This is a genomic window from Pseudomonadota bacterium (genome assembly GCA_041395565.1).
Taxonomy (GTDB): domain Bacteria; phylum Pseudomonadota; class Gammaproteobacteria; order UBA9214; family UBA9214; genus UBA9214.
In genome coordinates, this window is sequence record JAWLAI010000010.1 from 118,337 (window position 1) to 139,942 (window position 21,606).

General features: G+C 66.6%; 20 protein-coding genes. 7 read left to right on the forward strand and 13 right to left on the reverse strand.

What is annotated here, in order from left to right; translation table 11 throughout:
- Positions 1-597: 597 nt before the first annotated feature.
- The 3 genes from R3F42_15665 to ubiM form a co-directional block, all read right to left on the reverse strand.
- Positions 598-1,131: a TlpA disulfide reductase family protein gene (locus R3F42_15665; GenBank protein ID MEZ5543455.1), complete on the reverse strand. Its 534-nt coding sequence runs from the start codon at positions 1,129-1,131 to the stop codon at positions 598-600.
- A gap of 10 nt (positions 1,132-1,141) precedes the next feature.
- On the reverse strand, positions 1,142-2,101 hold the full coding sequence (locus R3F42_15670) for a transporter (protein ID MEZ5543456.1): 960 nt from the start codon (positions 2,099-2,101) through the stop codon (positions 1,142-1,144).
- 182 nt (positions 2,102-2,283) lie between these two features.
- The gene (gene ubiM, locus R3F42_15675; GenBank protein ID MEZ5543457.1) at positions 2,284-3,465 is read right to left on the reverse strand and encodes a 5-demethoxyubiquinol-8 5-hydroxylase UbiM; all 1,182 of its coding nucleotides are present in this window, start codon (positions 3,463-3,465) and stop codon (positions 2,284-2,286) included.
- Positions 3,466-3,751: 286 nt separating this feature from the next.
- On the opposite strand from ubiM, the gene R3F42_15680 reads away from it, so the two are divergent.
- Both R3F42_15680 and R3F42_15685 read left to right on the forward strand, forming a co-directional pair.
- Positions 3,752-4,060 carry a hypothetical protein gene (locus R3F42_15680; GenBank protein ID MEZ5543458.1) on the forward strand — a complete coding sequence of 103 codons (309 nt, stop codon included), beginning with the start codon at positions 3,752-3,754 and terminating at the stop codon, positions 4,058-4,060.
- A gap of 432 nt (positions 4,061-4,492) precedes the next feature.
- Positions 4,493-5,758 (forward strand): sodium:proton antiporter, encoded by a 1,266-nt coding sequence (locus R3F42_15685; protein ID MEZ5543459.1) that lies wholly within the window; start codon positions 4,493-4,495, stop codon positions 5,756-5,758.
- A gap of 248 nt (positions 5,759-6,006) precedes the next feature.
- On the opposite strand, the gene R3F42_15690 is transcribed toward R3F42_15685, so the two are convergent.
- The 8 genes from R3F42_15690 to R3F42_15725 all read right to left on the reverse strand — a co-directional run bounded on the left by R3F42_15690 (position 6,007) and on the right by R3F42_15725 (position 14,213).
- On the reverse strand, positions 6,007-6,624 hold the full coding sequence (locus R3F42_15690; protein ID MEZ5543460.1) for a superoxide dismutase: 618 nt from the start codon (positions 6,622-6,624) through the stop codon (positions 6,007-6,009).
- A 298-nt stretch (positions 6,625-6,922) separates the two neighbouring features.
- Positions 6,923-7,066, reverse strand: a complete 144-nt coding sequence (locus R3F42_15695; GenBank protein ID MEZ5543461.1) for a DUF3096 domain-containing protein — start codon at positions 7,064-7,066, stop codon at positions 6,923-6,925.
- An 80-nt stretch (positions 7,067-7,146) separates the two neighbouring features.
- Positions 7,147-7,794 carry a MarC family protein gene (locus R3F42_15700; protein ID MEZ5543462.1) on the reverse strand — a complete coding sequence of 216 codons (648 nt, stop codon included), beginning with the start codon at positions 7,792-7,794 and terminating at the stop codon, positions 7,147-7,149.
- 20 nt (positions 7,795-7,814) lie between these two features.
- Positions 7,815-9,209: a sigma-54 dependent transcriptional regulator gene (locus R3F42_15705; GenBank protein MEZ5543463.1), complete on the reverse strand. Its 1,395-nt coding sequence runs from the start codon at positions 9,207-9,209 to the stop codon at positions 7,815-7,817.
- The gene (locus tag R3F42_15710) at positions 9,202-10,674 is read right to left on the reverse strand and encodes an ATP-binding protein (GenBank protein ID MEZ5543464.1); all 1,473 of its coding nucleotides are present in this window, start codon (positions 10,672-10,674) and stop codon (positions 9,202-9,204) included. Before R3F42_15710 ends, R3F42_15705 begins: the two co-directional genes overlap by 8 nt.
- A gap of 2 nt (positions 10,675-10,676) precedes the next feature.
- Positions 10,677-11,780 (reverse strand): cytochrome d ubiquinol oxidase subunit II, encoded by a 1,104-nt coding sequence (cydB, locus tag R3F42_15715; protein MEZ5543465.1) that lies wholly within the window; start codon positions 11,778-11,780, stop codon positions 10,677-10,679.
- 9 nt (positions 11,781-11,789) lie between these two features.
- On the reverse strand, positions 11,790-13,175 hold the full coding sequence (locus R3F42_15720) for a cytochrome ubiquinol oxidase subunit I (protein ID MEZ5543466.1): 1,386 nt from the start codon (positions 13,173-13,175) through the stop codon (positions 11,790-11,792).
- A 24-nt stretch (positions 13,176-13,199) separates the two neighbouring features.
- Complete coding sequence (locus tag R3F42_15725; GenBank protein MEZ5543467.1) at positions 13,200-14,213, reverse strand: YfdX family protein; 1,014 nt, start codon at positions 14,211-14,213, stop codon at positions 13,200-13,202.
- A gap of 347 nt (positions 14,214-14,560) precedes the next feature.
- Here R3F42_15725 and zwf point away from each other — a divergent pair, with 347 nt between their 5' ends.
- Positions 14,561-16,072, forward strand: a complete 1,512-nt coding sequence (gene zwf, locus R3F42_15730; protein ID MEZ5543468.1) for a glucose-6-phosphate dehydrogenase — start codon at positions 14,561-14,563, stop codon at positions 16,070-16,072.
- Positions 16,065-18,434: a glycoside hydrolase family 15 protein gene (locus R3F42_15735; GenBank protein ID MEZ5543469.1), complete on the forward strand. Its 2,370-nt coding sequence runs from the start codon at positions 16,065-16,067 to the stop codon at positions 18,432-18,434. The genes zwf and R3F42_15735 overlap by 8 nt, the downstream gene beginning before the upstream one ends.
- Here R3F42_15735 and R3F42_15740 read toward each other — a convergent pair whose 3' ends face one another.
- Together R3F42_15740 and R3F42_15745 are read right to left on the reverse strand one after the other, a co-directional pair.
- Positions 18,435-19,148, reverse strand: coding sequence for an ROK family protein (locus R3F42_15740; protein MEZ5543470.1), 714 nt, complete (start codon positions 19,146-19,148; stop codon positions 18,435-18,437).
- A gap of 58 nt (positions 19,149-19,206) precedes the next feature.
- On the reverse strand, positions 19,207-19,764 hold the full coding sequence (locus R3F42_15745) for an Hsp20/alpha crystallin family protein (GenBank protein ID MEZ5543471.1): 558 nt from the start codon (positions 19,762-19,764) through the stop codon (positions 19,207-19,209).
- Positions 19,765-20,077: 313 nt separating this feature from the next.
- Here R3F42_15745 and R3F42_15750 point away from each other — a divergent pair, with 313 nt between their 5' ends.
- From R3F42_15750 to R3F42_15760, 3 genes are all read left to right on the forward strand, one after another.
- A complete protein-coding gene (locus R3F42_15750) occupies positions 20,078-20,434 on the forward strand; it encodes a hypothetical protein (GenBank protein MEZ5543472.1) in 357 nt (118 codons plus the stop codon).
- A 296-nt stretch (positions 20,435-20,730) separates the two neighbouring features.
- Positions 20,731-21,063 carry a TusE/DsrC/DsvC family sulfur relay protein gene (locus R3F42_15755; GenBank protein MEZ5543473.1) on the forward strand — a complete coding sequence of 111 codons (333 nt, stop codon included), beginning with the start codon at positions 20,731-20,733 and terminating at the stop codon, positions 21,061-21,063.
- A gap of 19 nt (positions 21,064-21,082) precedes the next feature.
- A complete protein-coding gene (locus R3F42_15760; protein ID MEZ5543474.1) occupies positions 21,083-21,592 on the forward strand; it encodes a hypothetical protein in 510 nt (169 codons plus the stop codon).
- Positions 21,593-21,606: the final 14 nt, after the last annotated feature.

The following is a 21,606-nucleotide window of genomic DNA, read 5'->3' on the forward strand; positions in this document are numbered from 1 at the left end:
ACTCATTTTCTACCGACGCTTGACTCCGAATCTACAGAGTCGCCATACCACTGTGATGGCAACTTCAGTAATGTAGGAATCGGTGAGTCAAGTCCCGCCACACGCGCCTGACCCGGTCGCAGGACGACCCGCAGCACGCCTAGCTGACGGCAGGCCGGACCCGGCGGAGCGTGGTATGATCCGCTGCAAGCGGGGGCATGACACCGCACCCTCCCCGTCGGCCTGCGGCCGCGGAACGAGGCGATGACAAGAACAACAGGGGAGCAAGCGGCAATGGATGCCCGGAAAGATCGCAGACAACGGCTGACGGACCGCCGGAAGTTCACCGGGGTTACCGACACTCCGTCCCGGGACAATCGCAAAATCCCCGACCGGCGCCTGAACAATATCAGGGTTGAATGGATCGACGAGGTCCCTATCGGTCATTGACATTCACAGCATGGTATGCGCGGTGCCTGACCACTTCCCCGAGTTCGGCACCGCCAATCAGACCAGACGAAATTCCAGCGGGTGCGTCTGCGTCTGAATCCTGAACCCCCGTCCAAGACGGGGGTTTTTTTATCCTGCCGGCCGGAGCATGTCGGCCCTGGGGTGCCGTCAGGGCTGGCTCTGGCGGGCCACAAAGCGGTCGATGAGCGTGCGCATGCCGGCGGAAGTCCATTCCCGCGGCCCCAGGGCACGACCGGCGATGGCACCGTCACGATCGATCAGATAGGTTATGGGGACACCCCAGCTCCAGTAGCGCGGACTGATCTCGCCATCCCCGGCGCGGTAAACCGGCAGGGTCACGCCCAGGTCCGCCGCATAGCGGCCGATCTCCGGCGCGGCGTCGCGGCCGTCGATGGCAACCAGCACCACCGCGACATCGGCGTCCGCCAGCCGCTCCGCCAGCGCCTGTATGAGCGGGAGTTCCTGGCGGCAGGACGTACACCAGGTCGCCCAGAAATGCAGAATGACCGGACGACCGCGCAGGGCGGCGAGCTGCAGCGATTCGCCCGCGCGCCCCGACAGCACGAAGTCCGGCGCGGCTTCCGCGAGCCGCTGCATCTGCTGGGTCGCGAGGGTGGCATCATCCAGCGCCGCCGCCGGCAGCACGGCCAGCCATAGCGTCAGGGCGATCAGCAGGCGCATGGCTTGGGCGCTAGAACAGGTAGGTGGCGGCGCCGAACAGCTTGTAGTCCTCGCCCAGCTGGATCTCGTTGACGTCGTGATACACGGCATGCTGGTAGGTGAACTCGAAGATCCAGTGCTGCGCCACCTGATACTGCAGGCCCGGTGTCAGGTAGATCGTGTGCCCGCCCGTGTCATCCAGCGTAACGCCGTCGAGTTTCTCCTTGCCGCGCACCTCGCCATTCACGCCGAGCGCGACAAACAGGGCATTCGCGCCGCTGCCGCTGGCGGCCGGGGTGAGCCGGTATTTGCCGGTCACGTCGTAGTTGAGCGAATGGCCGAACTGATGCGAGAGATCGCCGGTTTCACCCTTGCCCGGTATCGATGCCAGCAGGTTGGCGGACAGTGCCAGGCGTCCTTGTGCGTGATCGACCGAGACGCCGAACAACAGGTCGGTGGAGCCGGTACCGGGCTGAAGATGGGCATCGAGGAATTCGTCCTGGTCGCCGTGCCGGCGGGTACTGCCGGTCGGCAGCTTGATGCCCAGGACGCCGGCCAGCAAGGTGGTGCTGTCCAGGGTATGCCTGGTATGGAAGGTGTAGCGCCCCAGCAGCGACAGGTCGCCGATGCCGCGGGCGTCGCCGGTGATATCCTCGCGTTCCGGGTCGCCGCCGGGACCTATGGCCAGCTCCCCGTTACCCCGGGTCTGGCGCAGCGGCAGCGTGGCCAGTACCAGCAGGCGCTCGGAGACACTGTAGAAACCAGAGACTTCCGTCGTCCAGTATTCCTCGGTGACACCGGGATTGCCGAGTTCGCTGTCACCCGCATAGATGGAATCGAGCAGCGTGTAACGCTGCGCCACCCGCACGCCGGCGCCGGTCTGCGTCTGGAGCGGTGAGATACCCTGGCCGATGAGGCAGTAGTCGCAGGCATGGACCTGGGTAGCGAATACGGCGGCGCCGGCCACCAGTACAGGCAGATAACGAAACATAGGAATTTCCCCCTGGTAATGGACGCATTCGTAGTGTGCGCCTTCAGTTCCATCTTAACCGGGGGCATCCTGCGCTTACCTGCGACACAGTGTCGCACAGGGACACCGGCGCTGCCTGCCCGCGTGAACGCGACGCTGCCCTGCCGCGCAACCGCAACCCGTGCCGGCGCCAGGCCTGCGCGTCAGGCCACCTCGGTCAGGCGGTTCGTGATCAGGCGGCGCAACGGGGGCAGACGATTGCCCGCCACCAGCAGGGCGCGCCGCGCCACCCGCGCCAGCGGATCCGTCCGGGTATACAGCCGCACCAGCGCATTGGTGCCGAGATAGACCGGCCGGGTCGCCCGGACATGCGCGCTGTGGTAGCCGTGCAGGACACCCGCGCCGGCAAAGTCCCGGCCCGCGGCGTGCGCCCTGCCCACTGCCTGCGCCAGGGTGTGCGCGCCGCGCAGGCCGAAATTGAAACCGTGTGCCGTCACCGGATGCATGCCGACGGCCGCATCGCCCACCAGTACGCAGCGACGGGCATGAAAGCGTTCGGCGTAGACCGCCACCAGGGGATACGGGAACAGCGCGCTGACCAGGCGCATGGCACCCAGGCGGTGATCGATGCGACGCGCGATGTCATGCGCGAATTCCGCCGGCGGCATGGCGAGCACGGCAGCGCTGTCCTGCGCATCCAGCGTGATGACCACCGAGCAGCAGTTGCCATTGAGCGGCAACACGGCGAGCGTACGGTCGTACTGGAAACATTCCCACGCGATGCCTGCATGCGGCGACTCGCAGGCCATCCGGCACACGATGCAGGTACGCCCGAAGTCGTGCATCGAAGCCGCGATCCCCAGCATACGCCGCACAGCGGAGAAGCGGCTGTCCGCCGCCACCAGCAGCGCCGCAGTCAGCGTGCGCCCATCGGCGAGCCTGATCCAGGCCTGCTGCCGGTCGCTGCCGGCAGCGCACACCTCGGCGTCGGTCAGCAGCGTGACGCGGCGGCAGTCCTGCACCGCCGCCCAGGCGCTGCGGCGGATCAGGTGGTTGGAGACCATAAAGCCGAGGCTCCCGACACCGGATACGCCACGATCGAAGTGCAGTGCGTACGGCGAATCGCCGTTGCTGACCCGCGCGGCGGCGACGGGCGCAATCGCCGCCGGATCGATCCGGTCCCACATGTCCGCCTGCTGCATGATCCGGCGCGACAAGTGGGTGAGTGCGATCTCGCGCCCGTCATAGGCGGGATCCGCCAGCGTCCGTGCGTCGGTCTTTTCGACGACCGCGACAGTGAGTCCGGTATCGGCCAGCAACCGCGCACAGGCAAGCCCTGCCGGCCCGCCGCCGGCAATCAGCACGTCGTAGTCAGTCTGTTGCATGTGATGCATCTCCGCCAGGTGCAGGAACCGCGGCGACATCCGCCCGGACGCGGCCGCCGGACCATTCTACACACCGCTCCCCGCGCTGTCCGTCCTGCGCCTGCGACCTGGAATCGGTCCAGCGGGAAACTGCGTGCGGCAGGGTGACCGCCCCGGGATGCATGCCGACTACGTAGTTATCCGGATACTTTCATAGCGGACAATCCCCTAGGCTTGACCGTAATCGGTGGGATGGTGCGGGGTCCGGGCCAGGGGCAAGCGGATGCTCCCGCTCCGAGAAGGAACGATGCAGATCAGGACCGTATTGAATGGAACCCGGCGAACCCTGAAGATCTGGGTGTGCGAAACACTCGATGTCCAGCTGCACGCGGCATTCGCCAACACCGCCGTCGTTGCCAATTACACCCTGATCGACGACATCGAGATCGATCTGCAGCATACCCGCGTCATCCGCGATTCCGGCCTGGCCCTGCTGATGATGCTGCAGCACAAATGCGCCCGGCACTGCAGCCGTATCCGGCTCGTCAACTGTTCAGAGGAGCTGCGGTCCCGACTCTTGCTGAACAACCTGGCCGGCCACTTCCAGATCGCCTGAAGCAGCGGACTGCCGCAGCCCGGACCGCCCAGCGCCAAACGCGCTGCCGTCACGATTCCCGCTACGCAGGCCCTGCCGCGCTCGCTGCGCGCAGCCCGTCGCACTGCAGCGATGCCGTCGTAACCAACACCTGCCCGTAGTACAGACGCGCCGGCCGGTGGTCGCGGAAGGCGCACGCCGCCCCGACATCCCGCACCCTGCACAGAACAAAACCTGTGCGCAGGAATCAAACCCGTCACTGACCGTATCCGACGCTGTCAGCCCTCAACGCCCCGCGTTAGCGCATGCGGCAATCGACAGCGATTCCGGCAAGGAGTGACCCATGTCTGCCAGCCAGCCCCTTCACCCACGGTCAGCAACCGTTATCCCGCCGCCCCCCTTGACCCTGTCCTCCGCACCGGATACACGCTCCGACCAGGAGGGGAACTGACCATGCCTGCCTGGGAGCACATGGATTTCTGGAACCTGCTGGCGCTGCTGCTGACGCTGACGGCGCTGTTCGGTTACCTGAACGATCGCTGGCTCAGGCAACCGGCGGTGATCGGCATCATGCTGCTGGCGCTGCTGTTCTCGCTGCTGCTGATCAGCCTGCATCACCTCGGCGTGGACCTGAGCCGGCCGGCGCGCGCCCTGCTCACCCAGGTGCATTTCGAGAAGACGCTGCTGCACGGCATGCTCGGCTACCTGCTGTTCGCCGGCGCCTTGCAGATCGATGTCGGCCGGTTACGCCACAGCGCCTGGGTCGTGACGGCGCTGGCGACAGTCGGGACACTGCTCTCCACACTGCTGATCGGCACCATCGCCTACGGCACCCTGCACTGGATCGGCCTGCAGGCGCCGGTGGCGGCCTGCATGCTGTTGGGTGCGCTGATCTCGCCGACGGACACCGTGGCCGTACTCGCCATCCTCAAGCATGTGGGGGCGCCGCGCACCCTCGAGATCCAGATTGCCGGCGAGTCCCTGTTCAACGACGGTATCTCGCTGACGCTGTTCATCCTGTTCTTCGCGATGACCTATCAAAATGCCACGACCTCGTGGCCCGCCATACTGGCAATCTTCTCCCGGGAGGTGTTCGGGGGCATCCTGCTCGGCGCCGCGCTGGGCTGGGGCAGCTTCTACCTGATGCAAAGGGTCGGTGACAACACCGCTGTCATCCTGCTCTCACTGGCGGTGGCCAGTGGCGGCTTTGCCCTGGCACGGCAGCTGGACGTCTCCGCACCGCTTGCCATGGTCGTGGCCGGACTCGTCGTGGGCCACCAGGGTCGCCGACATGCGCTGACGCTGGCCGGACGCGACCGGCTGGACCTGTTCTGGCAGGTCGTGGACGATATCCTCAACGCCATCCTGTTCCTGCTCATCGGGCTCGAAATCCTCGCCCTGCCGTCGCACGGCGTCTATCTCGGTGCAATCCTCGTCCTGATACCCGTCACCCTGATCGCCCGCGGCATCAGCACCGGCCTACCGTGGCTGCTGCTGCGGCGCCGGCATCACTTCGATGCTGGTGCGCTGCCCGTGCTGGTCTGGGGCGGGCTGCGCGGCGCGCTGTCCGTGGCCATGGCACTGTCGCTGCCCGCCGGCGACATCCGCGACGCCATCGTCGCGATCACCTATGGCATCGTGGTGTTCTCCATCCTGGTTCAGGGCACCACCATCCGTCCACTGATCGCGCGGTGGATGACCGCGCCAGGGGAGCACTAGACAATGCCGGGCGACGCGGGAACATCGGGACGCTGAGCCCTGCCATCCGGCCCGGGCGTCTGCGGAATTCCGGTGCTTGCGCTGATACTGGAACTGCTACCGCGCCGACAGACCCGAATTGCCCGCAGCCGACACCGTCTGGCAGGCCGGCGCCGAGATCATGATCATCGCGCGCACGGCCACGCTCGCCGCCATCGAAAAACTCTTCACTGACAGCTGATGTGCCGCCTGACGGCTGGCGCGCGAATTCAGGCGGCGTGTGACGTCGGCTGCACCTGCTGCAGGTTCGCGGCAACGAAGCTCCAGTCGACGAGCTTCCAGAACGCAGCCAGATACTCGGCGCGCGCATGGCGGTAGTCGATGTAATAGGCGTGCTCCCAGACGTCGCACGCCAACAGCGGCACCTGGCCTGTTGCCAGCGGGGTATCCGCGTTGGCAGTGCTGACGATTTCCAGCCGCCCGCCGTCCGCAGCCACGAGCCAGGTCCAGCCGGAACCGAAGGTACTGACCGCTGCACGCGCAAACTGCAGCTGGAAATCATCCAGCGAACCGAAGCGTGCGGCGAGCGCTTCCCGCAGCTGCGTTGCAGGCCGGGCGGCCTGTGGTGTTAGACAGCGCCAGTAGAAGGCGTGATTCCAGGCCTGGGCCGCGTTGTTATACACGGCGCTGCTGCGATCTGCTGCAGGCCGGGTGGCACGGACCAGCGCCTCGAGCGACACCTGCTCGAAGTCCGTACCCTTGACGAGTTCGTTCAACTTGTCCACGTAGGCGCGGTGGTGCTTGCCGTAGTGGTAATCGAGGGTTTCACGCGAGAGATAGGGCTCGAGTGCATCGTGACGATAGGGAAGTTCGGGTAAGGTATGCATGGCTGTCCTCCTGTCCGGATGCGGACCTGTCCATCCAGGTCCCACCTGCTGCCATGCAGCAACGGTGCCAATTGCCCGGAGCGCTGCAATCGCGGCGGCGGGCGGGCGCGCCCCCGCTGCAGTTGCGTAATATTGCCCGTAGTGCGGGAAATAATCCGCAGCGCCGCGTGCGTGTCCCGACTGCCGCGTTCAGGGAACATGCAGTTTCCAGACCGCGCGCATGCGCCGGCGGAACGGCACCCAGGGTCTGAGCACCGCTTCGGCTGGCGCGGCTGCACGACAACGGCCGGAAATACCCTCACAGCTGTGCGCTGAGCCCGATGATGCCGACCAGGATCAGATAAACGGCAACGATGTAGTTCAGCAAGCGCGGCATGACCAGGATCGCGATGCCGGCCAAGAGTGCAAGCCAGGGTGAGAACAGCAACAAATCGAACGTCATCATCAGCTTCTCCGTTGCGGCGTGTAGGACCGATCACCCGCCGTCCCCGACCCGCATCAGCCAGCCGGGTCGACGGTGTGCTAATGCGCCAGACCGGGTAGCAGCACGCCGAGACCGCGGGTGATGAACTCGACGGCGATGGCCGCCAGGATCAGCCCCATGATCCGGCTCGCGATATTGAGGCCGGTCGTACCCATTACCCGCGCAACGGGTAGCGCCGCGCGCAGCGCCGCCCAGACGGCAGCGGCGACGATCAGCCCGATCACGATCAGCGCAATCCTGTGGGCAGCGGAAGCATCCTGGTGCGAGTAGATGATGACGGTGCTGATCGCCCCGGGGCCGGCCAGCAGCGGCAGCGCGAGCGGAACCACCGCAATATCCTCCTTGCCACGCGCCTCCTCCGCTTCGTCATCCGTATGCCTGGCACCGCTCATCCTGGCATGCAGCATGGCGATCGCCATGAGCAGGATCAGAATCCCGCCCCCGACCTGGAAGGCGGCGATCTGGATACCGAACGCCCGCAGCACCGGCCCTCCCGCCACCACGGTCAGGGCGATGATGATGGCCACGGACAGGGCGGTACGCGCCGCAATCGCGCGCCGGTTACGTTCACTGCTGTCGGGGGTGAGCGCGATGAATGCGGGTATGGCCAGCAGCGGATTGACGATGGCGAGCAGACCGACGAGCACCTTGAGATAGTCGTGCCAGTGTAGCAGGATCGTCGTCATCGCAGCCGCCGTGCAAGCCGTCAGTCCGACACCCTGATATTGTATTTCTCGATACGGTAGCGCACCTTCTCGCGCGTGGTCTTGAGCACCCGCGAGGTCTCGGCGACATTGTTGCCATGGCGCCTGAGCATGGCCTCGATGATCCGCCCGACCATGTCGTCCAGCCCCACGGAACCGTCCAGCGGCAGACACAGCCGGTCGGCCTCGCTGCCGGCACCCTGCCCGGCTGTGGCTGGCCCTGCTACGCCGAGCTGTAGCCAGGCGGCCGGGAAATGCTGGTCTGTCGCAAACAGCACACAACGCTCCATTACGTTGCGCAGCTCGCGCACGTTGCCCGGCCAGGCGTGGGCAGTCAGTCGCTGCCAGATGTCCTCGCCTATCTCGCTGACCTTTTTGCCGGCGATGGCGTTGAACTCGGCGACGAACAGGGGCACCAGGTCGCGGACATCGGCAAGCCGGTCCCGCAGCGGCGGCAGTTCCAGCATGAAGACGCTCAGCCGGTGATACAGATCCGGCCGGAAGCCGCCCGTGCGGATCTGCTCCTCGATATTCTGGTTGGTCGCCGCCAGCACCTGGATATCGACTGCAATCTCGCGTTCGCCGCCGAGCCGCCGCAGGCTGCGATCCTCGATGACCTTGAGCAGCTTGGCCTGCAGGTCGACCGGCAGTTCGCCGATCTCGTCAAGAAAGATCGTGCCGCCGTGCGCCTGCTCGAGCAGTCCGCGCCGGCGTCCCCGGGCACCGGTGAAGGCGCCGGCCTCATGACCGAAGAGCTCGGATTCCAGTAGATCGTGCGGCAATGCCGCGCAGTTAACCTCGATCAGCGGACCGTCGGCACGCGGACCGGCATGGTGAATGATGCGCGCCGCCAGGCCCTTGCCGGTGCCCGTTTCCCCCGTGATGATCAGGGCGCTGAACGGGACCTGGGTGAGCCGTGCCAGCAGTTCGCGTACCTGGCGTGCCGGCGCGCTGCGGCCGACAAAGGACTCCGGGGTATATCGACGCGCCCGGTGTTCGCTCTCGTCCTGCAGGCGGCGCTGGGCGCCGGCACTGCGAGCCGCACCGTTGACGACCAGATCGAGATGGTCCAGTTCGCAGGGTTTGGTGAGAAAATCGAACGCACCCAGCCTGATGGCGCGAACCGAGTCAGGCACCTCGCCGTATCCGGTCAGCAGCACCCATTCGCTGCGCCTGCCGCGCTGCCGTTCCTCGTCCAGCAGATCCAGTCCATTGCCGTCCGGCAGATTGATGTCGGACAGCACGACCAGGGGATCCAGCCCGCGCTCGAACAGGTTGCGCCGTGCATCCGTGACCGTCTTTGCCCAGTTCACGTCCCAGCCCGCCTGCCGGAAGTGGCGCATCAGTTCGGCGCCGAGCAGCTGTTCGTCCTCGATGATCAACAGGGTATCAGGCATGGTCATTTCCACCGCAAGGCAATTCCAGTGTGACACAGGCCCCGTGCGGGTCCTGGTTCGAAAGCGTGATCCGGCCGCCCTGCGCACGCACGAAGCGCTGCACCATGGCAAGGCCCAGCCCCGTCCCCCCCGGCCGGTGGGTGACGAATGCCTGGATCCCGGCTGTCAGCAGTTCGGGCGGGAATCCGGGCCCGTCGTCGCAGACGCAGAGCCGCAGCTGCCGGTCGACGAGTTCGGCCACGATGCTGATGCGCCCCGGCCTGTCGCCCAGCGCCTGGCCGGCATTGAGCAGCAGATTCAGCAGCGCCTGACGGAACAGGGCATCCGGCAGGCGACAGACGGCAGTGTCCGGTATCGCCTGCTCGATACGGATACGTGCCGGTATCTGGTAGCGTGCCAGGGCCACGAGTTCGGCGACCGCCTGCGCCAGTGCCACGTCCCGCAACGCCTCCGGTCGGTGCCGCGACTGGTCGAGCAGCGCATTCAACAGCGCAATGACACGGTCGATCTCGCCGGCGATGACGCCGAGCCGTTCCCGGTAGCCGGCGCTGTCCGGTTCCCGCTCCAGGTCCTGGCATAGGGTGGTGCATGCCAGCTTGACACCGGCCAGCGGATTGCGCAGCTCATGGGCGATGCGCGCCATCATCTCGCCCACGGCCGCCAGGCGTTCGGTGCTGGCGATACGCCGCTGTTGTTCGAGCAGCACGCGCGTCGCATGCTGCACCTGCACCTCCAGGTCCTGCTCGCGCCGTGCATGCTCCCCTTCCAGCTCCGCCAGCCGCGTCACCATGGAATTGTAGTTCTCCGTCAGCGGCCGCAGCATGGGATCGATGACGGCGACCGGCGCCGGCGCGTAGTTCTTGCGCGCCAGCAGGGTCATGAGAAACCCCAGATGGTTGAGTGGCTCCAGGATCCGCCGCCGCAGCAGGTAGATCAGCAGGATCGCGCCGGCCGGGAACACGAGCAGCGCGACGACTCCGATCTCGAGCTCCATAGCCATCGAGCTACTGATCTCCCCGATCAGCCGCTGGTGCTCGCCGACCTCGGCATTGATCACCGTACGCAGGTGCGACAGCGCAAGTATCAGTGCCTGCCTGGGCGCGATATCCATGTTCGCCAGCACGTCTCGGGCACTGGACAGCGCCTGCGGCGTGCGTTCCGAGAGACTCGCCTGCAGGCCGAGGATGTCCTCGATCTCCCTGCGCATCTGCGTGCGCTCGTCGCGGGTAAATTCACTCTCACCGTTCAGACTTTCCAGGAGCTCGCGCTGCAACTCCAGGCTGGTGACCTGCAGGCGGTTCATCTGGGCAAGATGGCGGTTCACCGGTGCAAGATTCGCGTGAGCCACCCAGGACAGTATCAGCTGGATCACCAGCACGAGAACAAGGAGCACGCCGAGCACCGCAGCCGGCAGCCACAGCGACACGTAGTAGCGATATCCGGAATCATCGGTGCCTGCAGTCACGCTCACCCGGCTCCGGGTTTCACGCGGGCGCCACCGCGGGATGCGCCACCCGTAGCGGCGGCTGCCCCGGCGCCGCTCCCTGCGGTGCGCGCGACCGCAGCGTGCCGCGGCTGCACCGGCAGCAGCTTGCCGCGGAACACCAGGTACTGGAAACCGTTGTAAACGATCATGACGGGCAGCAGCATGCCGATCCCGACCAGCATGAACACCAGCGTCGAGCTGGAGGCTGCGCTTGTGGACAGTGACATCACGGGGGGCACCAGGTAAGGATACAGACTCGCTGCCAGCCCCACAAACGATAGCACGAAGATGACGATGCTCCAGGCGAAAGGGGCATACTCGCTGCCGCGCGCGAGCGCCACCCGCAGGCGCGCGCAGGCGACCAGCGCCGCGAGCGGCAACAGGGACAGGTAGATGACGGCGGGCAGGCTGAACCAGCGCCGCGCAATGTAGTTATGGGCCAGGGGAGTGACAACGGTCACGCAAGCCGCCGCGGCCAGCATGATCCAGGCCGCGCGCCGGCTCTGTAGGCGACTGCGCGCCTGCAGTTCGCCGGACGTCTTGATGATGAGGAATGTCCCGCCCAGCAGGGCATAGCCGGCCGTGACACCGACGGCGACGACACTGGAAAACGGGCCGAACCACGACCAGATGCTGCCGGTGAAATCCCCGCCGGCGACTGGCAGACCGGTGATCACCGCACCGAGCATGTAGCCCTGCGCAAGCGCGGCAACCAGGCTACCGCCGCCGAACGCGCGTGTCCAACCGCGCCGGTCGCGCGCCTGTTCACTGAACGCGAAGGCGATTCCGCGCACAACGAGGCCGAACAGCAGCGCACTGAGCGGGACATAGAGGGCATGCAGGGTCACGGCATAAACGCCGGGAAACGCGCCGAACAGCGCGCCGCCGAACAGCACCAGCCAGGTTTCGTTGGCATCCCAGACCCCGCTGACCGCCGCCATCATCTGCATGCGCCGGGAATCATCCCGTTCGCACAGCGTGAGTATGCCGATGCCGAGATCGAAACCGTCGGTGACGACGTACAGCACCAGGATCAGACCCAGCAGCAGGTACCAGATCACGGCCAGGAATGCGTGGATGTCCATCCGTCCGCCCTAACCCGGCACGGGGGCTCCGGCCGCCGCCACCGGCACCTCCACCGGCTCCGGCCCCTGCCTGAGGATGCGTCTTGCGAACAGCACGAAGGTCGCTGCGAGCACCGCATACAGCACGGCATAAACGAGCAGTGTCGCCGCGACACCGGTCGCCGGTAGTACCGAGGCCGCCGTGGCGGTGCGCAGCAGGCCGTAGACGATCCAGGGCTGCCGCCCCACCTCGCGCACGAACCAGCCGCATTCCACCGCAACATACCCGAGCGGCACCGACGCCACCCAGACCCGCAGCAGTCGCCGGGTCAGAACCCTGTTACCGCCAGCCGGGCTGAACCGCCAGCCGCGCCGCAGCGTCCACAGCGACAACAGCAGGAACCAGCAGCCGATGAGCACCATCAGGCGGAAGGCGTAGAACAGCAGCGGCAGCGCCGGTGGCTGGTCCGCGACGGGGAACTCGCGCAGCCCCCGCACCCTGCCCTCCAGGCTGCCTGTTGCGAGCAGGCTCAGGCCGTCAGGCAGCGCGAGCGACCAGTCATTGCCCTGCCGCCGCGCGTCCGGCCAGGCCAGTAACGCCCAGTCGGCACCGGTGCCGGGCCGGTTCGTCTCCCAGTGTCCTTCCAGGGCAGCGCCCTTCGCCGGCTGGTAGCGGAACACCGCCCGGCCGCTAGCATCGCCCGACCAGACCTGCAATGGCGCCACGACCAGCGCCGCCAGCAGTGCCAGCCTGAATGATTTCGTGAACAGCCCGACGTGCCTGCGCTGCAGCAGGTACCAGGCACTGAGGCCCGCGATCACGAACAGGCTGGTCTCGAGGCATGCGAGCCACATGTGGACGGCACCGGTGAGAGCGTCCGGATTGAAGATGGCGCGCCAGTAGTCGTCCACGACGAAGCGGCCTGCCTCGATGTGCCCGCCGGCCGGCGTCTGCATCCAGGCATTCGCGACCAGTATCCAGAACGCCGACAGCGAGGCGCCCAGCGCCACCATGCAGGTGGCGAAGAAATGCAGAGCGCGGGGCACCCGCGTCCAGCCCATGGCCATGATACCCACGAAACCCGCCTCGAGCATGAAGGCCATGGCACCCTCGAATCCGAGAATGTTGCCGAAAAAGTCTCCACTCATGACGGCGAACGGTGCCCAGTTGGCGCCAAACTCGAACTCCAGTGGCAGCCCGCTGACCACGCCGACGGCGAAGTTCAGCAGCAGCAGCCGCGACCAGAAGCGCGCATGGCGGTAATAGTCCGCGTCCCCGGATTTCAGCCACAGCGCCTCGACCGTCACCAGGAACAGCGCCAGTCCGATCGTCAGCACCGGCCAGAGCATGTGAAACATGGCCGTGAGTGCAAACTGGAGCCGCGCGAGCAGCACGGGGTCAATCAAACAAGTCATGGCTCGAGCGCGCGCCTGCGCCGTTCATTCCGGCGTCGCGGGACCGACCGCTGTCCAGTATTGGACCCGCGCCTGCTCCTGCTCAGCACGGATGCGTGCCTGGATCGCGTCGAGCAGCTGCCTGATCCCGGCCCCGCCGGGTTCCTTGCGCTCGATCAGGGTCCTGATCCTGGCAACCAGACCCTGGCTGTCGGGCAGGCCGCCGAGCGCCCGTTCGGCACGCGCGAGATAGCCGGTGATTTCCAGCGGCTGATCGTCGGCGATCAGCGGGCCGGTCGCGAGCACGTAAGCGCTGATCGCATCGTTGTAGGCGGACAGCAGCGCCCGCGCCGGTACCCGCGTATACCAGTGGAAGGCCGCCAGCGCGCTTTGCACCGCCTCCAGGGCGCCGCTCCAGTCCGGCGGCTTGGTGCCAGCGCTGCGGCGCGCGGCGTCGAGGTCCGCCCCGACCCGGTCCAGCGGAAAGACCCCGAGACTGTATTCCAGGCTGGCGGTGACCACATCGAGCTGCGCAGCGACCTGCCCGCGGGTGCCCGCCGCCGCTGCCGCCCGCGCCTGGCGCAGGGCCGTGCGCGTACGCGCCTGCGCCTGCCCCGGTAGATAGACCAGCACGTCGTCGACCTCGGCCATGACCGGCACCCACAAAGTCTGATCGAGCTGTTTGCCGCGGTCCGCGAGATCGTTGCGGATGATCTGCAGCTGCGCACGCAGCGGCGCATATTCCGCTGGTCGCTGCAGGCGCCGTACCGTCTCGCTGGCCTCGCGGAGGGCCGTGTACAGATTCGTTGTCTTGCGATCGAGCACAGCCTGGCGCGCACGCTGCAGGTCCGCGTACACCGCGCGCCCCAGCGCCAGCAGTGCCAGATCATACTGCGGGGGCACGTGCTGGCCGAGCCGGTCGAGGCTACCGTCCTGCCGGGACAGGACCGGCTCCCATGCCGTGCCGGTGCCGGCTGCCGTCGCCATGGCGCCGGTGGTTACGACCGCGAGGACGGCGGCGATGGCGATGGTCAGTCGCGGGTGCAATGTCGGTTTCAAGATGCTCCTCCTCCGGGTCCGTGCTTGCAGATCGCGCGGTGAACGTATCTGGCACCGTACCCTGATCAAGGCATTTGTCGTGCCACAGCGTGCACCATCGTGAATTCATGGGGATAGGTCCGACCGCACCGGCACGGGTGGGGAATATTCACCGTTCGGGTATAAATCCGCCCGGCTGCGGCCGTTGGGAAGCGGTAACTGCCGGTACTTGCGGCACGTTGCCGCCTGGCACGCTTGTTGCGACGGCAGGGGCAGACAGACCGGGCAGCCGCAGCGCAAGCGAATCCAGCCGCGACCATGCAATCCGCAAGCTGCCGGCACCCGGTCGCAGACACAGGTGCACTGCGATGAACCAAAGCCTGCGTGACCAGTCCGTGATCTTTATCCTGTTCGGCGCCGCCGGCGATCTCTCGCACCGCTTGATCCTGCCCGCGCTCCAGGCCCTACACAGCCACAGCGAACTGCCGCGGCAGTTCTGCCTGATCGGCACCGACCGCGCCGACATCTCCGCAGCACAGCTGGCTGCGGGGTATCGCGATGTGCTAGAACGGGAAGCCATCCCGCTGCAGCAGCAACGCTGGGAGGACCTGGCCGCGTGCATCCGCTATGTCGCGGGCGACCTGCACGACGACAGCTTGTACACGCGCCTGCGGGACGAGATCCGCGGGCTCGAGGACGCATGGCACAAACGTGCGGAACATGTGTTCTACCTCGCCACGCCGCCGCCGCTGTTCAGCGCCATCGCCTCCGGGCTCACGGCGGCCGGCCTGCAACGCGACCGGAGTCACAGCCGCATCGTGGTGGAGAAGCCACTGGGCAGCGATCTGGCTTCGTTTCAGGAGATCAACGGGGTGCTGACCCGGCACTTCCACGAAAACCAGATCTACCGCATCGACCATTTCCTGGGCAAGGAGACCGTGCAGAACATCCTCGCACTGCGTTTCGCCAATCCGATCTTCGAACCGATCTGGAACCGCAACTATATCGATCATGTCGTGATCACGGTCGCGGAAGCGCTCGGCGTGGAGCACCGCGCCGGCTACTACGAGCATGCCGGGGCATTGCGCGACATGGTGCAGAACCACCTGCTACAGCTGCTCTGCCTGGTGGCGATGGAACCGCCGGCGACCTATGCGGCTGATGACATCCGCAACCGCAAGATGGATGTCATGCATGCACTGCGCCCGCTGCCGATCGACGCCATCGGCCGCCATGTCGCTCGTGGCCAGTATGCCGGCGGCTGGATCGGCGGCCGCCGCGTGGCTGCCTACCGGGAAGAACCCGGCGTAGCAGCCGACTCGAACACCGAGACCTTTGCGGCTCTGAAGCTGTTCGTGGACAACTGGCGCTGGCAGGACGTACCCTTCTACCTGCGCACGGGCAAGCGCATGGCCGCCGCGGTCTCGGAGATCTCGATCCGCTTCCGTCCGGTCCCGCACCGGGCGGTGCCGGACACGGTAGCGGATAGCGCGCGGCCGGTCAGCCTCATCCTGCGCCTGCAACCCGACGAAGGTATCCGCTGGCGGATCTACGTCAAGGAGCCGGGTACGCAATTGCGCCTGCGGACGGTGAACATGGATTTCAGCTACCGGCAGACATTCCGTATTCCTGCCCCGTCGGCCTACGAAACCCTGCTGAAGGAACTCATGGTGAATGACGCGAGCCTGTTCATGCGCGCCGACCAGGTCGAGGCCGCGTGGCGGCTGCTTACGCCGGTGCTGGAAGCCTGGACGGCGAATCCGCCCGCCGACTTCCCCAACTACAGCGCCGGCACCTGGGGCCCCGAAAGCGCCGAGGCCCTGATCGCCGCGGATGGGTTTGCCTGGTACACACCGGAACCCGGGAATGCCGATGACTGATCGGCACAGCCTGCACGCACCGGGTGCACCGGGGATAGAACCCACCTGGTCGAGCAGCGACAAGGACCTCGTCGGCTCCGCGCTGGGTCCTTCCCGGCTCTGGTTCACCGTCGGCCACGGTATCGTCAACGAGGTGTATTACCCGCGCATCGACATCCCCCAGATCCGCGATCTCGGCTTTATCGTCGGCGACGGCGACGGCTTCTGGGTGGAGGTCAAGCGCCTGGAATCCCGCCGGGTGCAGCTCGCCGAATCCGGCGTGCCGGCCATCGAGATCACCCACGTGCATGCGCGTTTCCAGTTGCATCTGCGCATCTGTCCCGATCCGCTGCGCGATGTCCTGCTTGTTGAGGTACAGCTCACGGGTGCGCGCGGACTGCGCCCCTACGTACTGCTCGCCCCGCACCTCGGTGGCACCGGACATGGCAACACCGCCTGGGCCGCGCGCGACCGCGGCCGCAATGTACTGTGGGCGGAACAGGGGCCGTTCGGTCTGGCACTGCTCGCGCGCGACCCGGCGCAGCAGGATGCCCTGGGACAGAGCAGTGCCGGTTACGTCGGCGTCAGCGACGGCTGGCAGGATTTCCGGCGCAACGGCGCCCTGAGCTGGCACTACGACACGGCCGGTCCCGGTAATGTCGCCCTGTGCGGTCAGCTGGCGTGCAATGCCGTGCTGGCGCTCGGACTCGCCAGCAGCCGCGAGGCGGCGGCGACGCTGGCCGCCTCGGCCCTGCAGCAATCGTTCGCCACCGTCTGGGAATCGCACTGCCATGCCTGGCGCCGCTGGTTCCGAGACTGCCGGCGGCACCTGCCCGAGGGCTTTGCGCTGCCCGCCGCGCTGGCAGCGCAGTTCCACACCTCGGCCATGGTGCTGCGCTCGCACATGGACTGGACCTATTCCGGTGCCATGGTCGCGAGTCTCAGCATACCCTGGGGCAACCGCGGCGAGGAGCGCGGTGGCTATCACCTGGTCTGGCCGCGCGATCTCGTCGAGTGCGCCGGTGCGCTGCTCGCGCTCGGCGCGCTGGAAGACGCGCGCAATGTGCTGCGTTACCTCATCGCCACCCAACTCGAGGACGGTCACTGGTACCAGAACCAGTGGCTCGGCGGCAAATCCTACTGGGGCGGCATCCAGCTCGACGAGGCGGCGTTTCCGGTACTGTTGGCGGTAGCGCTCGCAGAACGCGACGCGCTCGATGCCATCGATGTCCGCGACATGGTGCGGCGTGCGCTTGGCTTCATCGCGCGTAGCGGACCGGCCAGCGATCAGGACCGCTGGGAAGAGGATGCGGGTGTCAACACCTTCACGCTCGCCGTGTGCATCGCCGCCCTGGTCGGCGGCGCGGATTTTCTCGCTGCACCCGACCGCGAGCTCGCGTTGCGCCTGGCCGACTACTGGAATGCCAGCATCGAGCGCTGGACCGTTGCGCAGGCAACCGACCTGGCGCACGCGCACGGCGTCGCCGGCTACTACGTCCGCGTCAGCCCGGTGCAGGCGTTGACGGATAGCCAGGCGCTGGCACGCGTGCTGCCGATCAAGAACCGGGTGACGGCCGCAGCGCTGCCGGCGTCCGCGCAGATCGGTGTCGACTTCCTGCAGCTGGTGCGGTTCGGACTGCGTCGTGCCGACGACCCGCTGATCCGCGCGACCCTGCGGGTCGCCGATGCCCTGTTGCAGGTCGACACGCCCGCGGGACCGGCCTGGCATCGCTACAACGGCGACGGCTACGGCGAACAGGATGACGGCGGCGCCTTCAAGGGCAGTGGGATAGGCCGCGCCTGGCCACTGCTGACCGGAGAACGCGGTCATTATGAGCTTGCCGCCGGCAACGACCCGCTACCGTACCTCCGCGCCATGACGCGCATGGCCGGCGGCCTCGGCATGCTGCCAGAACAGATCTGGGACACGACTGCGATCCCGGCCCGCGGCCTGTATCCCGGCCGGCCGACGGGATCGGCGATGCCGCTGGCCTGGGCGCATGCGGAATTCATCAAGCTCGCCGTCTCGCGTCACCAGCGTCGGCTCTTCGACCGACCGGAGGCTGTGTGGCGGCGCTATCTCGGCCAGGTGCCGGCTGCACGCTACGCGTTCTGGACACCCGCGGCACCGCTGAACTGCATCGCGCGCGACCAGACCCTCGTCGTCCTGCTACCGGCACCCGCGCAAGTGCGTATCGGCTGCGACGGCTGGCAGGCGCCGGTGGACCTGCCGACCACGACCGGTGCCATGGACGTGTACTGGATCGAATTCGTACCCGCCCGGCACGCAGCGGCCCGCTCGATCGAGTTCACCTGGCGCGAGACCGGCGGCACGTGGCATGGACGCGATTACAGCATCGCTATCGCGGCGCGCCGCCGGTGATCAGGAATCAGCTGCTGTCGCTATCCGCCCGGGCTGCCACAACCGGAAACCACCGGTGAATGCCGCCCGGTCGGCACCGCGCCGTGTGCCCGGCGGCAGCGTTTCCAGGCGTTTAACATTGCCGCCACCCAGCACCACCTCGTCCGGCTCCAGCGCCTGTTCCAGGCGCGCGACCACATCGAACACGGCCTTGCGCCATTTCTTGCCACCACGACGGTGCAGACCGCGCAGTCCGATGTAATCCTCGAAGGTCCTGCCCTTCCTGTAGGGCAGATGCGCCAGTTCCATCGGTTCAACGACAGCATCGATGATCATGGCGGAACCCAGCCCCGTACCGAGCCCGAGGAACAGCATCTTGCCACCCCGGTAGTTACCCAGCGCCTGCATCGCGGCGTCGTTGACGAGCCTGACCGGGTGCGCGAGGGCGGCGGCGAAGTCGAATCCGAGCCAGCCCGGTCCCAGGTTGTAAGGATCGTGCACCGGCCTGCCGCCCAGCACCGCGCCGGGATAGCCGATACTGACGACGTCGTAGTCCCAGTCCGCGGTCATGTCCTGTATGCCCGCCACCATCTGCGCGGGCGTCAGCTGCCGTCCCGAGTCGAACTTGCGCTTGACGTCCGGGTGCGTGGAGATTCCCGCTTTCACGTGGGTGCCGCCAACGTCGATCACCAGGATCGCCCTGCCTGCCTCCGCGCTCACCGTTGGCGTATTCATCACTGGATGTGGCACACGGCAACCGCGTCGGGTCTGCCGACTCCCGTGGCGCCCCGGCCTAGGAGGCGGCCTTCGGGATCGTCAGGGTCAGCACGCCGTCCTTGAAATCGCTTTTCATGTCCGCGGCGACGACCGGACCCGGCAGGGTGAATGCCTCTTCGAAGGCACCGCTGTAGGTCTCTGTCCCGGTCACGGCGCCGTTCGACGCAGTCTGTTGCGAACTCCCTCCGGTCTGCGAGGAGATGCTGAGCAGCCTGCCGTCGAGGTTGACCTTGATATCGCTCTCATTGGCACCGGGGATTACCGCCTTGACGATGTAGTTGTTGGTTTGCTGCTGCAGAGAGATCCGTGCCGCATCCTCGGCCACGGGGTGCTGCATCGCGGCGAAGGACTGGTCGAATGCACGCTGGATCTGGGCCTGCAGGTGCTGCAGGTCGGACCAGGGATCCCACTGTCCGCTGTGTGTCAGTGGCGCGGCATACACCGGATCGGCATCCGGCTGCGCGGCGACGCGCAGGGCGAGTTCATGGGTATAGTAGGCTTGGGCACCCAGCGCACCGATCGCAGCGACGCCCAGAACGACGATGACGGAATTTCTGATGGATGGTTTGTGCATGACTCTCTCCTCGTATGTCGCAACGCCCGCATCCGGGCTTCCTGGGTGTTTCCAAGCAGCAACCGTGCCAGCACAGGAATCCATTCGATTCCAGGCAGTTGCGCATGCGGCATGAGACTGCCCGTGGGCCGGTGGTGATTATCACCACGGCTGCCGTGGACTTTCACCCACGCTGCAGCGAAACACTGCCGTGCGGTGACGGGACCAGTGAGTTCACGCTGGTCACGCATTGATAATTGCGGGATATGCGCTTGTCTGGAGTTTTGCTGCACGGATTGCAACAGATAACTGATGACACGCAGGGGGAAGGAATATGGATTCTGCATACACCGGCATTCAGCGACTGGCGTTCGTGACGATTGCAGCCGGTTGTCTGCTGGCGCTCGTCACCGCCTGCGTGCCGCAACCCACCGGCGCCTGGCATCTGGCGGGCTGCTGGCTGTTCTGCGGCCTGATCCCCTACGTGGTCTGCGGCAGTCTCGCGACGGTGCTGCCAGGATGCGTGCTGTTAGCAGCGGGTGCCGTGCTGCTCGGCGCGGATGCCCTCGCCCGCACCGCGCTCGGCATGACCGCGGCCACCGCGGCCGATCCGTGGGCACCTGTCCAGCTCGCTGTCGCGCTGGTGCTGGCCGTCCTCCCGGCCGTATTCTTGACTGTTTTACTCAGGTAATCTACGTTCATAGGTGAGACATGGCCTCGCATACGGGCCGGGCGACAACGGTTAGACCTGATGCAGACCGTGTCTCAGGAACCCATGTCAGTGTTCAACACACAGCCAACGCGTGTTTATCAACGCCGCAGCCCGGCAGTACCCGCAACCGGCGCGGGACGCGTCCCGTCACCAGGCCGCAGGATCCGGCCCCGGGATCGCTTGCGCGACGCGGCACCTCCGGCCCGCCCGCCATTGACGGCGCGAGCCCGGGCACGGCACCGGCAATCCGGGAGGTCAATGCCATGGACAGTTGCGTGACCAACCCTAGCGGCAGCGGCCCTGCGCTGGAGTCCCTGCTCGACGGCGCCGGATTCTTCCTGCGCGCGGAGACCTGGACCCCTGCGCTCGCCACGCGCCTCGCGCAGCTGGACGGGTTGCAGGAACTGACCCGGGAACACTGGGACATCATCGCTGCATTGCGTGAACACTATCGCCGTTTCGGCGCCGCACCGCCGGCCTTCGCCCATATCTGCAGCCGCCTGCACCACGACACCCACTGCGTGGTGCGGCTGTTTCGCAGCGAGCGCGAGGCCTGGCGGATAGCCGGACTGCCGGACCCCGGCGAGGAGGCAAGGGCCTACATGTGAATGCGGCCTGGAGGCGATCATGAAGCGCAGACTCTATTTTCTGCTGCCCGATGTCGGGCACGCACGCGAACTCATCGGCGAACTGGGGATGAACGGCGTATTGACCGGGCAGATCCATGTCATGGCCGGACCGGGCATCGATCTCGAGGATCTGCCACGGGCGAGTGGGCCCCAGCAGCGCGATGTCGGCGGCCGCCTGGAGACCTGGTTGTGGGATGGCAACCTGGCGGTGTTCTGCATCGCCCTGCTCGCCCTCCTGCTGCTGGCATACCTACAGGTAGCCTGGTACTGGCTGCTGCTGCCGGCCGCCGTCATGCTGCTCACTTTCGTCCTGGGCGAGGAATTCACCCGCCGGATCCCGAACGTCCACCTGTCCGAATTCCGGGATGCCCTGCGTCACGAGGAAGTCCTGCTGATGGCGGACGTACCGGCCGGCGCCGTGGCGCAGATCGAGTCGCTGGTGCACCGGCATCATCCAGCAGCGGTAACCGGCGGCGTCGGCTGGCATGTCGACGCCCTGCATACCTGACCGGCATTACACCC

What these genes read in the sequence shown, in the direction of transcription:
- R3F42_15685 (MEZ5543459.1), top strand. Translation starts at nt 4,493, where the DNA reads ATGCCTGCCTGGGAGCACATGGATTTCTGGAACCTGCTGGCGCTGCTG.
- R3F42_15695 (MEZ5543461.1), bottom strand. Translation starts at nt 7,066, where the DNA reads ATGACGTTCGATTTGTTGCTGTTCTCACCCTGGCTTGCACTCTTGGCC.
- R3F42_15745 (MEZ5543471.1), bottom strand. Translation starts at nt 19,764, where the DNA reads ATGCACAAACCATCCATCAGAAATTCCGTCATCGTCGTTCTGGGCGTC.
- R3F42_15690 (MEZ5543460.1), bottom strand. Translation starts at nt 6,624, where the DNA reads ATGCATACCTTACCCGAACTTCCCTATCGTCACGATGCACTCGAGCCC.
- R3F42_15700 (MEZ5543462.1), bottom strand. Translation starts at nt 7,794, where the DNA reads ATGACGACGATCCTGCTACACTGGCACGACTATCTCAAGGTGCTCGTC.
- R3F42_15665 (MEZ5543455.1), bottom strand. Translation starts at nt 1,131, where the DNA reads ATGCGCCTGCTGATCGCCCTGACGCTATGGCTGGCCGTGCTGCCGGCG.
- R3F42_15705 (MEZ5543463.1), bottom strand. Translation starts at nt 9,209, where the DNA reads ATGCCTGATACCCTGTTGATCATCGAGGACGAACAGCTGCTCGGCGCC.
- R3F42_15670 (MEZ5543456.1), bottom strand. Translation starts at nt 2,101, where the DNA reads ATGTTTCGTTATCTGCCTGTACTGGTGGCCGGCGCCGCCGTATTCGCT.
- R3F42_15760 (MEZ5543474.1), top strand. Translation starts at nt 21,083, where the DNA reads ATGAAGCGCAGACTCTATTTTCTGCTGCCCGATGTCGGGCACGCACGC.
- R3F42_15750 (MEZ5543472.1), top strand. Translation starts at nt 20,078, where the DNA reads ATGGATTCTGCATACACCGGCATTCAGCGACTGGCGTTCGTGACGATT.
- R3F42_15740 (MEZ5543470.1), bottom strand. Translation starts at nt 19,148, where the DNA reads ATGAATACGCCAACGGTGAGCGCGGAGGCAGGCAGGGCGATCCTGGTG.
- R3F42_15680 (MEZ5543458.1), top strand. Translation starts at nt 3,752, where the DNA reads ATGCAGATCAGGACCGTATTGAATGGAACCCGGCGAACCCTGAAGATC.
- ubiM (MEZ5543457.1), bottom strand. Translation starts at nt 3,465, where the DNA reads ATGCAACAGACTGACTACGACGTGCTGATTGCCGGCGGCGGGCCGGCA.
- R3F42_15735 (MEZ5543469.1), top strand. Translation starts at nt 16,065, where the DNA reads ATGACTGATCGGCACAGCCTGCACGCACCGGGTGCACCGGGGATAGAA.
- R3F42_15720 (MEZ5543466.1), bottom strand. Translation starts at nt 13,175, where the DNA reads ATGACTTGTTTGATTGACCCCGTGCTGCTCGCGCGGCTCCAGTTTGCA.
- cydB (MEZ5543465.1), bottom strand. Translation starts at nt 11,780, where the DNA reads ATGGACATCCACGCATTCCTGGCCGTGATCTGGTACCTGCTGCTGGGT.
- zwf (MEZ5543468.1), top strand. Translation starts at nt 14,561, where the DNA reads ATGAACCAAAGCCTGCGTGACCAGTCCGTGATCTTTATCCTGTTCGGC.